Annotated in this window: 12 protein-coding genes; 9 read left to right on the top strand and 3 right to left on the bottom strand. The window is 62.4% G+C overall.

Annotated elements, in window-relative coordinates; all coding sequences use genetic code 11:
• Positions 1-11 precede the first annotated feature (11 nt).
• From BMY03_RS15285 to fdhA, 6 genes are all read left to right on the top strand, one after another.
• Positions 12-1,262 carry a sarcosine oxidase subunit beta family protein gene (locus BMY03_RS15285; protein WP_094011556.1) on the top strand — a complete coding sequence of 417 codons (1,251 nt, stop codon included), beginning with the start codon at positions 12-14 and terminating at the stop codon, positions 1,260-1,262.
• A 17-nt stretch (positions 1,263-1,279) separates the two neighbouring features.
• Positions 1,280-1,615: a sarcosine oxidase subunit delta gene (locus tag BMY03_RS15280; RefSeq protein ID WP_023631299.1), complete on the top strand. Its 336-nt coding sequence runs from the start codon at positions 1,280-1,282 to the stop codon at positions 1,613-1,615.
• Positions 1,612-4,629 carry a sarcosine oxidase subunit alpha gene (locus tag BMY03_RS15275; protein ID WP_094011555.1) on the top strand — a complete coding sequence of 1,006 codons (3,018 nt, stop codon included), beginning with the start codon at positions 1,612-1,614 and terminating at the stop codon, positions 4,627-4,629. The genes BMY03_RS15280 and BMY03_RS15275 overlap by 4 nt, the downstream gene beginning before the upstream one ends.
• Before the next feature lie 144 nt (positions 4,630-4,773).
• Positions 4,774-5,406 carry a sarcosine oxidase subunit gamma gene (locus tag BMY03_RS15270; RefSeq protein ID WP_038707202.1) on the top strand — a complete coding sequence of 211 codons (633 nt, stop codon included), beginning with the start codon at positions 4,774-4,776 and terminating at the stop codon, positions 5,404-5,406.
• A gap of 11 nt (positions 5,407-5,417) precedes the next feature.
• A complete protein-coding gene (gene purU / locus BMY03_RS15265; protein ID WP_023631289.1) occupies positions 5,418-6,275 on the top strand; it encodes a formyltetrahydrofolate deformylase in 858 nt (285 codons plus the stop codon).
• A gap of 206 nt (positions 6,276-6,481) precedes the next feature.
• The gene (fdhA, locus tag BMY03_RS15260) at positions 6,482-7,681 is read left to right on the top strand and encodes a formaldehyde dehydrogenase, glutathione-independent (RefSeq protein WP_046787516.1); all 1,200 of its coding nucleotides are present in this window, start codon (positions 6,482-6,484) and stop codon (positions 7,679-7,681) included.
• Between the two features lie 326 nt (positions 7,682-8,007).
• Here the strand turns inward: fdhA and BMY03_RS15255 are convergent, their stop codons facing one another.
• On the bottom strand, positions 8,008-8,859 hold the full coding sequence (locus BMY03_RS15255; protein ID WP_094011632.1) for an RHS repeat-associated core domain-containing protein: 852 nt from the start codon (positions 8,857-8,859) through the stop codon (positions 8,008-8,010).
• A 401-nt stretch (positions 8,860-9,260) separates the two neighbouring features.
• Here BMY03_RS15255 and BMY03_RS15250 point away from each other — a divergent pair, with 401 nt between their 5' ends.
• Complete coding sequence (locus BMY03_RS15250) at positions 9,261-9,569, top strand: hypothetical protein (protein WP_143067553.1); 309 nt, start codon at positions 9,261-9,263, stop codon at positions 9,567-9,569.
• Between the two features lie 210 nt (positions 9,570-9,779).
• Complete coding sequence (locus BMY03_RS15245; protein WP_094011553.1) at positions 9,780-10,343, top strand: DUF2780 domain-containing protein; 564 nt, start codon at positions 9,780-9,782, stop codon at positions 10,341-10,343.
• A 53-nt stretch (positions 10,344-10,396) separates the two neighbouring features.
• On the opposite strand, the gene BMY03_RS15240 is transcribed toward BMY03_RS15245, so the two are convergent.
• Both BMY03_RS15240 and BMY03_RS15235 read right to left on the bottom strand, forming a co-directional pair.
• Entirely contained in the window at positions 10,397-11,746 is a 1,350-nt protein-coding gene (locus BMY03_RS15240) for an APC family permease (protein ID WP_094011552.1), read from the bottom strand.
• Positions 11,747-11,917: 171 nt separating this feature from the next.
• Positions 11,918-12,805 carry an acyltransferase gene (locus tag BMY03_RS15235; protein WP_094011551.1) on the bottom strand — a complete coding sequence of 296 codons (888 nt, stop codon included), beginning with the start codon at positions 12,803-12,805 and terminating at the stop codon, positions 11,918-11,920.
• A gap of 182 nt (positions 12,806-12,987) precedes the next feature.
• Here BMY03_RS15235 and rloA2 point away from each other — a divergent pair, with 182 nt between their 5' ends.
• Entirely contained in the window at positions 12,988-13,488 is a 501-nt protein-coding gene (gene rloA2 / locus BMY03_RS15230) for a retropepsin-like aspartic peptidase RloA2 (protein WP_094011550.1), read from the top strand.
• Positions 13,489-13,493: the final 5 nt, after the last annotated feature.

The following is a 13,493-nucleotide window of genomic DNA, read 5'->3' as shown; positions in this document are numbered from 1 at the left end:
AGCAGAACACCATGCAACGTTATTCGGGCTTCGGCCTCTTCAAGCACTCCCTCAGCCACCACGAGAACTGGCAGCGCATGTGGCGCACGCCAACGCCGAAGAAGGTCTACGACGTGGTCATCGTCGGCGGTGGCGGCCATGGCCTGGCCACCGCCTACTACCTGGCCAAGGAGCACGGCATCACCAATGTCGCAGTGATCGAGAAAGGTTACCTGGGCGGCGGCAACACCGCCCGCAACACCACCATCGTGCGTTCCAACTACCTGTGGGACGAGTCTGCGCACTTGTACGAGCACGCCATGAAGCTGTGGGAAGGCCTCTCGCAGGATATCAACTACAACGTGATGTTCTCCCAACGTGGCGTCTACAACCTGTGCCATACCCTGCAGGACATCCGCGACTCCGAGCGCCGGGTCAACGCCAACCGCCTCAACGGCGTCGATGGCGAGCTCATCCGTACCGAACAGGTAGCGGCCGAGATCCCCTATCTGGATTGCTCGAAGAACACCCGCTACCCGATCCTCGGGGCCACCGTGCAACGGCGTGGCGGAGTGGCTCGCCACGATGCCGTGGCCTGGGGCTATGCCCGTGCCGCTGACGCGCTGGGCGTGGACCTGATCCAGCAGACCGAAGTGATCGGCTTCCGCAAGGAAAACGGCGCGGTGATCGGCGTCGAGACCAACAAGGGCTTCATCGGCGCCAAGCGCGTCGGCGTGGTCACCGCCGGTAACTCCGGGCACATGGCCAAGCTCGCCGGCTTCCGCCTGCCGCTGGAGTCGCACCCATTGCAGGCGCTGGTATCGGAGCCGATCAAGCCGATCATCGACAGCGTGATCATGTCCAACGCCGTGCACGGCTACATCAGCCAGTCCGACAAGGGCGACCTGGTGATCGGCGCCGGCATCGACGGCTGGGTCGGCTACGGCCAGCGCGGCTCGTACCCGGTCATCGAGCACACCCTGCAGGCGATCGTCGAGATGTTCCCGATCCTCTCCCGCGTACGCATGAACCGCCAGTGGGGCGGCATCGTCGACACCACCCCCGACGCTTGCCCGATCATCTCCAAGACCCCGGTGAAGAACATGTTCTTCAACTGCGGCTGGGGCACTGGCGGCTTCAAGGCCACCCCGGGCTCGGGCAACGTGTTTGCCGCCAGCCTGGCCAAGGGCGAGATGCACCCGCTGGCCGCGCCATTCTCCATCGACCGTTTCTACAACGGCGCGCTGATCGACGAACACGGCGCCGCTGCCGTCGCCCACTGACCCCGGAGACAACCGTCATGTTGCACATCTTCTGTCCCCACTGCGGCGAGCTGCGCTCCGAGGAAGAATTCCACGCGTCCGGCCAGGCGCATATCGCCCGCCCGCTGGACCCGAACGCCTGCTCCGACGAGGAGTGGGGCACCTACATGTTCTTCCGCGACAACCCGCGTGGCATCCACCACGAGCTGTGGGATCACGTTGCCGGCTGCCGCCAGTACTTCAACGTCACCCGCGACACCGTGACCTACGAGATTCTGGAAACCTACAAGATCGGCGAGAAGCCTCAGGTCACCGCCGCCTCGAAACAGAGCAGCGCGCCAGCGACCGCCAAGGGCCAAGGGGAAAAAGTATGAGCCAGACCTATCGCCTCGCCAGCGGCGGCCGTATCGACCGCAGCAAGGTGCTGAACTTCACCTTCAACGGCAAGACCTACCAGGGCTATGCCGGCGACACCCTGGCCGCCGCGCTGCTGGCCAACGGCGTCGATATCGTCGGGCGCAGCTTCAAGTACTCGCGTCCCCGCGGGATCATCGCCGCCGGCACCGAAGAGCCGAATGCGATCCTGCAGATCGGCGCCAGCGAAGCCACCCAGATCCCCAACGTGCGCGCCACCCAGCAGGCCCTGTATGCAGGCCTGGTGGCCACCAGCACCAACGGCTGGCCGAACGTCAACAACGACATGATGGGCATCATCGGCAAGGTCGGCGGCAGCATGATGCCGCCCGGGTTCTACTACAAGACCTTCATGTACCCCAAGTCGTTCTGGATGACCTACGAGAAGTACATCCGCAAGGCGGCGGGCCTTGGGCGCGCGCCGCTGCAGAACGACCCCGACAGCTACGACTACATGAACCAGCACTGCGACGTGCTGATCGTCGGCGCCGGCCCCGCCGGCCTGGCCGCTGCGCTGGCCGCCGCGCGTAGCGGTGCAAGGGTGATCCTCGCCGATGAACAGGAAGAGTTCGGTGGCACCCTGCTCGACAGCCGCGAAACCCTCGACGGCAAACCGGCCGCCGACTGGGTCAGCGCCGTGGTGGCCGAGCTGGAGAGCCTGCCGGAAGTCACCCTGCTGCCGCGCAGCACGGTCAACGGCTACCACGACCACAACTTCCTCACCATCCACGAACGCCTCACCGACCACCTCGGCGACCGCGCCCCGATAGGCCAGGTGCGTCAGCGGGTGCATCGCGTGCGCGCCAACCGCGTGGTGCTGGCGGCTGGTGCCCACGAGCGCCCGCTGGTGTACGGCAACAACGACCTGCCGGGCAACATGCTTGCTGGCGCCGTATCGACCTACGTGCGCCGTTACGGCGTGGCCCCAGGCCGCAAGCTGGTGCTGTCGACCAACAACGACCATGCCTACCGCGCCGCGCTGGACTGGCACGACGCCGGCCTGCAAGTGGTCGCCATCGCCGACGCGCGCCACAACCCACGCGGTTCGCTGGTCGAAGAGGCGCGTGCCAAGGGCATCCGCATCCTCACCTCCAGCGCCGTGATCGAGGCCAAGGGCAGCAAGCACGTCACCGGCGCCCGCGTGGCCGCCATCGATGTGCAGGCGCACAAGGTCACCAGCCCCGGTGAAACCCTCGACTGCGACCTGATCGCCACCTCCGGCGGCTACAGCCCGGTGGTGCACCTGGCCTCGCACCTGGGCGGTCGCCCGGTCTGGCGTGAGGACATCCTCGGCTTCGTGCCGGGCGATGCCCCGCAGAAGCGCGTGTGCGTCGGTGGCGTGAACGGTGTCTACGCCCTCGGTGACGTGATCGCCGACGGTTTCGAAGGCGGTGTTCGCGCCGCCACCGAGGCGGGCTTCAAGGCCAGCGTCGGGACCTTGCCGAAAACCCTGGCGCGCAAGGAAGAAGCCACCGTGGCGTTGTTCCAGGTGCCCCACGACAAAGGCACCGCCCGTGCGCCGAAGCAGTTCGTCGACCAGCAGAACGACGTCACCGCCGCAGCCATCGAGCTGGCCACCCGCGAAGGCTTCGAGTCGGTCGAGCACGTCAAGCGCTACACCGCGCTGGGCTTCGGCACCGACCAGGGCAAGCTGGGCAACATCAACGGCCTGGCCATCGCCGCCCGTTCGCTCGGGATCGGCATCCCGGAAATGGGCACCACCATGTTCCGCCCCAACTACACGCCGGTGACCTTCGGCGCGGTAGCCGGTCGGCACTGCGGCCACCTGTTCGAGCCGGTGCGCTTCACCGCCCTGCATGCCTGGCACATCAAGAACGGCGCCGAGTTCGAGGACGTCGGCCAATGGAAGCGCCCGTGGTACTTCCCCAAGCCAGGCGAAGACATTCACACAGCCGTGGCCCGCGAATGCAAGGCCGTGCGTGACAGCGTCGGCCTGCTGGACGCCTCGACCCTGGGCAAGATCGACATCCAGGGCCCGGACGCCCGCGAGTTCCTCAACCGCATCTACAGCAACGCCTGGACCAAGCTCGACGTGGGCAAGGCCCGCTACGGCCTGATGTGCAAGGAAGACGGCATGGTCTTCGACGACGGCGTGACCGCCTGCGTCGGCGACAACCACTTCATCATGACCACCACCACCGGCGGCGCCGCTCGCGTGCTGCAGTGGCTGGAGCTGTACCACCAGACCGAATGGCCGGAAATGAAGGTGTACTTCACCTCGGTCACCGACCACTGGGCGACCATGACCCTGTCCGGCCCCAACAGCCGCAAGCTGCTGGCCGAGGTCAGCGACATCGACCTGGACAAGGACGGTTTCCCGTTCATGAGCTGGAAGGAAGGCCTGGTCGGCGGCGTGCCGGCGCGGGTGTTCCGCATTTCGTTCACCGGCGAGCTGTCGTACGAGATCAACGTGCAGGCCAACTACGCCATGGGCGTGCTGGAGCAGGTCGTCGAGGCGGGCAAAAAGTACAACCTGACCCCGTACGGCACCGAGACCATGCACGTGCTGCGCGCCGAGAAAGGCTTCATCATCGTCGGCCAGGACACCGACGGCTCGATGACCCCGGACGACCTCAACATGAGCTGGTGCGTGGGCCGCAACAAGGCCTTCTCTTGGATCGGCCTGCGCGGCATGAACCGTGAAGACACCACCCGCGACAATCGCAAGCAGCTGGTGGGCCTCAAGCCCGTGGACCCGAACGTGTGGCTGCCGGAGGGCGCCCAGCTGGTGTTCGACCCCAAGCAGCCGATCCCGATGGACATGGTCGGCCACGTCACCTCCAGCTACGCGGCCAACTCCCTGGGCTATTCCTTCGCCATGGGCGTGGTCAAGGGCGGCCTCAAGCGCATGGGCGAGCGGGTGTATTCGCCGCAGGCCGATGGCAGCGTGATCGAGGCGGAAATCGTGTCTTCGGTGTTCTTCGACCCGAAGGGTGAGCGGCAGAACGTCTAAGGCTTCCGGCTGGCGACACCGGATACTGTGGGAGCGGGCTTGCCCCGCGATGCGATGGAGGCCTTGGCGCCCCCATAGCGGGGCAAGCACGCTCCCACGGTGCCGATGCCGCTCTGACCTACAAGAATTCAAGGCAGGTAAGAAATGAGCGCTATCAACGTCTTCCAGCAAAACCCAGGCCCTGAAGCCAAGGCTCAGTCGCCACTGCACCACGCCGACCTGGCCAGCCTGGTCGGCAAGGGCCGCAAGAATGCAGGCGTGACCCTGCGCGAAAAGAAATTCCTCGGCCACCTGACCCTGCGTGGCGACGGCCATGACCAGGCCTTCGCCGGCGGCGTGCACAAGGCCCTTGGCCTGGAGCTGCCGGTGGCCCTGACCGTGGTCGCCAACAGCGAGATGTCGCTGCAATGGGTCGGCCCGGACGAGTGGTTGCTGATCGTCCCCGGCGGCCAGGAGTTCGCCGTCGAGCAGAAGCTGCGCGATGCCCTCGACGGCCAGCATATCCAGGTGGTCAACGTCACCGGTGGGCAGACCCTGCTCGAGCTGCGCGGCCCCAACGTGCGCGACGTGCTGATGAAATCCACCAGCTATGATGTACACCCGAACAACTTCCCGGTCGGCAAGGCCGTCGGCACCGTGTTCGCCAAGTCGCAACTGGTGATCCGCCGCACCGCCGAGGACACCTGGGAGCTGGTGATTCGCCGCAGCTTCTCCGACTACTGGTGGCTGTGGCTGCAGGACGCGTCGGCCGAGTACGGCCTGGCCATCGAAGCCTAAGGAGCAGCACCATGAGTCGGGCACCGGACACCTGGATTCTCACCGCCGACTGCCCGAGCATGCTCGGCACGGTCGATGTGGTGACGCGTCACCTCTACGAGCAGCGCTGCTACGTCACCGAGCACCATTCCTTTGATGACCGGCTATCGGGGCGGTTCTTCATACGTGTGGAGTTCCGCGCCGCGGACGGCTTCGACGAGGAGGGCTTCCGTGCCGGCCTCGCCGAACGCAGCGAAGCCTTCGGCATGGCTTTCGAGCTGACCGCGCCGAATCACCGCCCCAAGGTGGTGATCATGGTGTCCAAGGCCGACCACTGCCTGAACGACCTGCTGTACCGCCAACGCATCGGCCAGTTGGCCATGGACGTGGTAGCGGTGGTGTCCAACCACCCCGACCTGGAGCCCCTGGCGCACTGGCACAAGATTCCGTACTACCACTTCGCCCTCGACCCCAACGACAAACCGGCGCAGGAGCGCAAGGTGCTGCAGGTGATCGAGGAGAGCGGCGCCGAACTGGTGATCCTCGCCCGCTACATGCAAGTGCTGTCGCCGGAGTTGTGCCGCCGGCTGGATGGCTGGGCGATCAACATCCACCACTCGCTGCTGCCTGGCTTCAAGGGCGCCAAGCCGTATCACCAGGCCTACAACAAGGGCGTGAAGATGGTGGGTGCCACCGCGCACTATATCAACAACGACCTGGACGAAGGGCCGATCATCGCCCAGGGCGTGGAGGTGGTGGATCACAGCCACTATCCGGAAGACCTGATCGCCAAGGGGCGGGATATCGAGTGCCTGACCCTGGCACGGGCGGTTGGCTATCACATCGAAAGAAGGGTGTTCCTAAACGCGAATAGGACTGTCGTTCTCTAAGCCGAAACCATCGCGGGGCAAGTCGCATCGCGATGGTTTTTTACGACAGATGGTGCGCCGCAAACAGGTATCCCCCTGTCGCATCCAGTCACCGCCCCATCCCCCATCAAGCCCACAATCCCTTCATTCCAGTAACACAGGCCGCCCACGGAAAGGCGGCGCTTTCCACCACCGCTGCATAAATACAAATCAAGCGAGGTAAGAGCATGTCTGGTAACCGTGGAGTGGTGTATCTCGGCGCGGGCAAGGTCGAGGTGCAGAAGATCGACTACCCCAAGATGCAGGACCCGCGCGGCAAGAAGATCGAGCACGGTGTCATCCTCAAGGTGGTCTCCACCAACATCTGCGGCTCCGACCAGCACATGGTCCGCGGCCGCACCACCGCCCAGGTCGGCCTGGTGCTGGGCCACGAAATCACTGGTGAAATCGTCGAGATGGGGCGTGATGTCGAGCGCCTGAAAATCGGCGACCTGGTGTCGGTGCCGTTCAACGTCGCCTGCGGTCGCTGCCGCTCGTGCAAAGAGATGCACACCGGCGTCTGCCTTACCGTCAACCCGGCCCGCGCCGGCGGCGCCTACGGCTATGTCGACATGGGCGACTGGACCGGCGGCCAGGCCGAATACGTGCTGGTGCCGTACGCCGACTTCAACCTGCTGAAACTGCCGGACCGCGACAAGGCCATGGAGAAGATCCGCGACCTGACCTGCCTGTCCGACATCCTGCCCACCGGCTACCACGGTGCCGTCACCGCAGGCGTTGGCCCGGGCAGCACCGTCTACGTTGCAGGTGCCGGTCCAGTCGGCCTGGCTGCCGCAGCGTCCGCCCGCCTGCTGGGCGCCGCCTGCGTGATCGTCGGCGACCTTAATCCGCTGCGCCTGGCCCATGCCAAGTCCCAGGGTTTCGAGGTGGTCGATCTGTCCAAGGACACCCCGCTGCATGAGCAGATTGTCGATATCCTCGGCGAGCCGGAAGTGGACTGCGCCGTCGATGCCGTCGGCTTCGAGGCCCGTGGCCATGGTCATGAAGGCGCCAAGCACGAAGCCCCGGCCACCGTGCTCAACTCGCTGATGCAAGTGACCCGCGTCGCCGGCAACATCGGCATCCCGGGTCTTTATGTGACCGAAGACCCGGGCGCGGTGGATGCTGCCGCCAAGATCGGCGCGCTGAGCATCCGCTTTGGTCTGGGCTGGGCCAAGTCCCACAGCTTCCACACCGGGCAAACCCCGACCATGAAGTACAACCGCCAGCTGATGCAGGCGATCATGTGGGACCGCATCAATATCGCCGAAGTGGTGGGGGTGCAGGTGATCAGCCTGGATCAGGCGCCCGAGGGGTATGGCGAGTTTGATGCAGGGGTGCCGAAGAAGTTTGTGATTGATCCGCATAAGACGTTTAGTGCGGCGTAGGTCGGAATAATCAGAGCCCCGTATATAGGGGCTCTGTTTTTTGTATTGCTCATGTTCGATAGGCACTTTAAGTGTGCGACTTTTTCGGCTCTGATGAATTTGCAGTTGGAGATGTTTCGTCTTTTTCAGAGAGCCTTTCGTAAAAAGTATTACGGTTTTTTGGGGGGGAATGACGGAGCACTGAGCCCTGCATATCAGTTGCTAGTAATGTCGTGGAGGTCATGCGCTTATGTTTCTGTGTCATACGGGAAACCTATGTTGAGAGACTTTGCGCCTGAAGCTGCTGTGAAGCCAGAAATCTGACGGTTTATGTATAATTAAAAGTATTATTTGGTGTTGGTTCGCATAAGGTTTTGCGCGTAGTCAAGGTCGGCTTCAAGCTGCTTTAGATGATGGGTGAGTAGAATAAGATTTTTTTTGGGGGCTGAATACTGTGCTGATAATTCTGTAAATATTATGCGATTTTTTTTTGTTTTGTCATCTATAGCAGAGATTTCGTCTGTTATTGTGCCAAGGTCTTGAGTCCTTTTAAGTAACTCAACGTATTTTTTGCGCTGCGTGTTAAGGTCATCTATGGCGGCTTCCGCTTCAAGCATTTTTTTAATGCCGCGACCATATTTTTTTTTGTAATCTTGAATGTTTTGGCTCGTTTTCTGAATTTCTTGCGTTTGTTCTTGACTTAAATTTTGTAGATGGATAGTTTCTGAATCGGTGAATTTAGGAGCTGGTACTAGTTTTGTTTGACCGTTGATTTGTTCATTTCTGTAGAGCTTCCCGTTTATATTGCTTTTATCGCCGATTAGCGTTAAGCCCGCTGGGCTTCTTAGCGGATTTTTCATGTAGCCGGAGGCGTCCGTATAATTTACCGGGTCATTAGAACAGTAAGCGTAAGCATTGATGTTACCGGCTCCGAAAGGACTTAAGCGGTCGGGCGAGTGAAAACGCATCAGTATTGGATTGTAGGCTCTGTAGCTGCCAAGTAGGTAGAAGCCTGCAACTGTGCGAAGTTCCGCGTTGAATCGGAGCTGGGGGCTGTCCGAGATTGCATGTGGGTCGAACCCGTAGGTCGCATACGATAGTGAAAGAGGCTCTTGTTTTGTATGCGCACGCAATATTGAACCTTGCATGTCTGTTGCCAGTAACGATGTTGCCGAGGGGGAGAGGTGCTTCGGTTGCATGACTGTCTCCAAATGATCTTGGGTCTCCTTCACAAATTTGCGGCAATGGAGCTAGGCCCGCTACTGGCAAAAATGCTAGGTCTCAAAAAGAATCCTACCCAGAATGAGGCTATACCCCACATACTGCTTGAGGTTGCAGGAAATATCCTACGCGATATGTCGATGCACTTCTGATTGTCCGGGGAAATCCTGCCCACTAGGCTTTCCCGGTCGCTGTCGGTTCAGCGATCGGGTGTGGAAACCCGGATATGCGTCCTGGAACGTGTCGTTATGGCGGCTGTGCGCGGGAGGCTTAGTGCCTACCGGGTTTTCCTGAATGCATCCGAGTCCACCCCGTGTACAGCTGCAACCCTTTTGTGTGGAAACGAATAATGCAGCATCACTGCATTCAGGTGACTGTCATGAAAAAATCGTCCCCCGACCCACCCGAAGACCTCCACGCCAAATTACAACTCCCACCCGGCCAATCCCTTTCCACTGCTCTCCTCGAAGGCGCCGTGCCCATCGAGGAGGTGCTGATGAACGTCTGCCATTTCATGTTCATCGCCTATACCGACGGCTATCACGCCCAAGAGCTGGCGACCGACGGCGATGTGAAGCAGCTCCAGGCGTCGAGCCTGCAGCATCTGACTGTCGCCTGGGGGCAGTCAGATGCGCTGGTGGGGGCGTTGAAGCAGGTGCCTGCCTCGGGCTTTTATCAGCCGGGTTGAAATAGCCGCGGTCGCTGTGCGGCCCATCGCCGGCAAGCCCACACACAGGTACAGCGCAGGCCTTAGGCTGTTGTGCAATCCACTGTGGGAGCTGGCTTGCCAGCGATTGGGCCCTTGGGATGAACACCGATGGCCGGCCCGGAACAAACCTCCGGCACCCCAGTCCAACCCTTCGTTTCCCGGCCATTCCGGCCGACGAGGTCCCTCCCGATGAAAGCATTCACCCTGACAACCCTGATGACCCTGGCCGTAAGCCCGGTGTTCGCCTTCAACCTCAGCGACGCGGCCAATGCCGTCTCGGCCATGCAGAACCAGCAGGTTCAGGGACAAGCGCCAGCCGCCCAGGCCAACCTGCTCAACACGCTGGGTAGCGAATTGAAGATCACTCCGGAGCAAGCCATCGGCGGCGCGGGGGCCATGTTGGGCCTGGCGCGCAACAACCTCAGCGGCGATGACTACGGGCAGTTGACCAAGGCCGTGCCGGGGCTCGACCTGCTGTCGGGCAACAATGCGCTGGGTGGGCTGAACGGCTTGGGGCAGTTGCTGGGCAATGACAAGAACAGCTCGGCCCTGAGCAATGCGCTGGGCGGTGAAGTCGAGAACCGCAATGACCTGGATACCGCCTTCAAGGCGCTGGGCATGGATACCGGGATGATCGGCCAATTCGCGCCGTTGATCCTGCAGTACCTGGGGCAGCAGGGAATTGCCGGGTCGTTGCTGCAGAACCTGGGGAGTTTGTGGGGTAGCCCGGCGGTAAACACCCCGTCGGTCTGACCCCACCCTCTGAAGGAGCGGTGCACCGCCGCTCCTGCAGGAAACATGCGGGGCTACGCGGTCTCGGAGAAATCCACCAACCGCACCGGCCGACGGAAACCAGCCGTCAGCACCGCCAGGTACGCCAGCCCCAACGCAAACCAGCACAAGCCGATCACCAGCGTCAGCGCCGACAGGCTGGTCCACAGCCACAAGGTCAGGCCCAACCCCACCAGCGGTACCGCGCCATAGCGCAGCAGGCCCAGCGGCGTGCGCTGTCCCGCGTCATCCATCAGGTGCGTCTTCACCACCGCCAGGTTCACCGCCGAGAACGCCACCAGCGCGCCAAAGCTGATCAGCGAGGCGAGGGTGGCCAGGTCGATCACCAGTGCCAGCAGCGAGAACGCCGATACCAGCAGGGTGGCGAACAACGGCGTGCCGAAGCGCGGCGACAGGTAGCCGAAGCTGCGCTGCGGCAGTACGTGGTCGCGGCCCATGGTGAACAGGATGCGCGACACCGCCGCCTGCGAGGCCAGCGCCGAGCCCAGGCTGCCGGCAACGAAGGCAGCGGTGAAGAAGTTGGCGAGGAACTGCCCGCCGGCCTTCATCATCACTTCGTTGGCGGCGGCATCGGTGTTGGCGAAGGTGCTGCCCGGCAGCACCAGCTGGCTGACATACGCCAGCACGGTGAACAGCAGCCCGGCGCCAAGGGTGGTGAGGATGATCGCTCGCGGCACGTCGCGGCGGGCGTCCTTGCATTCTTCGGCCAGGGTCGACACGGCATCGAAGCCGAGGAACGACAGGCACAGCACCGCAGCCCCTGCCATCAAGGCAGCGAAGCCCGGCGCGCTGCCATCACCGCGCAGCGGCGCCAGCAGGTCCACCGGCTGGCCGGCCAGGCCCTGCCAGGACAGGGCGACGAACACGCCGATGAAGACGATCTGCGCGCCGACGATCAGGTTGCTGGTCTTGGCCACCGAGTGGATGCCGACCACGTTGAGCACGGTCACCACGGCGATGGCCGCCAGCACGATGGCCCAGGCCGGGATGGCCGGGAAGGCGATGTTGAGGAACAGCCCGATCAGCAGGTAATTGATCATCGGGATGAACAGGTAGTCGAGCAGCAGGGACCAGCCCGCCAGGAAACCCACGTTGGGGCCGAACGCCATGTTGGTGTAGGAGTACGCCGAGCCCGCGACCGGGAAGCGCTTGACCATGAAGCTGTAGGAGGTGGCGGTGAACAGCATGGCCAGCAGGGTGACCAGGTAGGCAGCGGCGGTGCGGCCACCGCTGAGTTCGGTGACGATGCCGTAGGTGGTGAAGATGGTCAGCGGGACCATGTACACCAGGCCGAAGAACACCAGGGCGGGCAGGCCCAGGACGCGGCGCAGTTGCGCGGGGGCGGAGCAGGGAGGGTTGGCCATCGATCGATCCTGGCTTTTCTTGTAGTTGTGGTTGATCGATTTTTATCCACTCAGGTGGGTGGTGACAAACAAAGAGTTCCTTATGTCGATTATAAATCTGGATTTTAATCGGGGTTTGGTGAGGTATCTGTAGGCCCTATCGCGGGCAAGAGCGCGCCAGGGCCATTGGTTTCAGCGCATCTCTGCGCGCAACTGCGCGATCCGCTGGTCCTTGTCCAGCCACAGCTGGTTGACCCAGGCCTGCACCGTCTGACGGAACGTCGGATCGTTCTCGTAATCGCCCGCGCACAACGCCGGGTCCAGCTCGCGCACGCGGATGTCGATGATCACCCGGCTGATACTGCCGTTGAGCAGATCCCAGAACCCCGGCGCCTTGTCGCCCGGGTAGACGATGGTCACATCGAGCAGCGCATCCAGCTGCTCGCCCAGCGCCGCCAGTACGAAAGCCACGCCGCCGGCCTTGGGCTTGAGCAGGTGACGGTAGGGCGATTGCTGCTCGGCGCGCTTGGCCTCGGTGAAGCGGGTGCCTTCGAGGTAGTTGACCACGGTCACCGGCTGGCGCTTGAACAGCTCGCAGGCGGCCTTGGTGATCTCCAGGTCCTTGCCCTTGAGTTCGGGGTGCTTGTCGAGGAAGGCCTTGCTGTAGCGCTTCATGAACGGGTAATCCAGGCCCCACCAGGCCAGGCCCAGCAGCGGTACCCAGATCAGCTCTTTCTTGAGGAAGAACTTGAAGAACGGCACGCGGCGGTTGAGGCTCTCGATCAGCGCCGGGATATCCACCCAGGTCTGGTGATTGCTCACGCACAGGTACGAGGTGTCCTGGCGCAGCGTGTCGACGCCGCGAATGTCCCACTGGGTGGGGATGCACAGGGCGAAGATGGCCTTGTCGATTTCCGACCAGGTTTCGGCGATCCACATCACCGCGGCCGACGCGTAGTCGCGGCCACGGCCCGGCAGCACCAGCTTGAGCAGGGCGAAGACCAGCAGCGGGCCGATCAGCACCAGGGTGTTGAGCAGCAGCAGGGTGAGGGTGAGGATGCCGGTCAGCAGGCGACGCATAAGGGGACTCTTGTTGTGTGAGGTGAACGGTTGGCAATGATAAGCAGGGTATGGCCCTTAGCCAAACGTCGTACGTCCATTAACTGGGACAAATGTTTCACATTATGTTGTTTAACCTGTGGCGACGAACCTATCCTGCCCGCACAGTCTAAGCACTGACCCCTCTCAAGGAAGCCTGCCCTGTGAAACCCTTGCTTGCCCTGCTGTCCCTTCTGGCGCTGCCGGTAATGGCCGCCGAACCGACGCTTTATGGCCGTTACGAGAACATCAAGCTGCCGGAGATCGGCCAGACCCTCAAAGCCAAGATGGATACCGGTGCCTGGACCGCTTCGCTGTCGGCCAAGGACATCGAGATGTTCACCCGTGATGGCAACGAGTGGGTGCGCTTCCGCCTGGCGACCGAGGGCGCCAGCGACAAGCTCTACGAGCATGAAGTGTCGCGTATCAGCAAGATCAAGAACCGCGCCGAGGAAGATGACGAGGAGGAGTCGCCAGCGCTCTCGCATCGCCCGGTGATCGACCTGGAAATGTGCCTGGGCGATGTGAAACGCACCGTGGAGGTCAACCTGGTCGACCGCAGCAATTTCCGCTATCCGCTGTTGATCGGCTCCAAGGCCCTGCGCAAGTTCAAGGCGGCGGTGGATCCGCGCGAGAAGTTCACGGCAGGCAATCCGGGCTGCTGATGCAG

Origin of the sequence: Pseudomonas soli (assembly GCF_900110655.1) — a bacterium.
GTDB lineage: Bacteria > Pseudomonadota > Gammaproteobacteria > Pseudomonadales > Pseudomonadaceae > Aquipseudomonas > Aquipseudomonas soli.
This window is presented reverse-complemented; position numbering and strand designations above follow the sequence as displayed.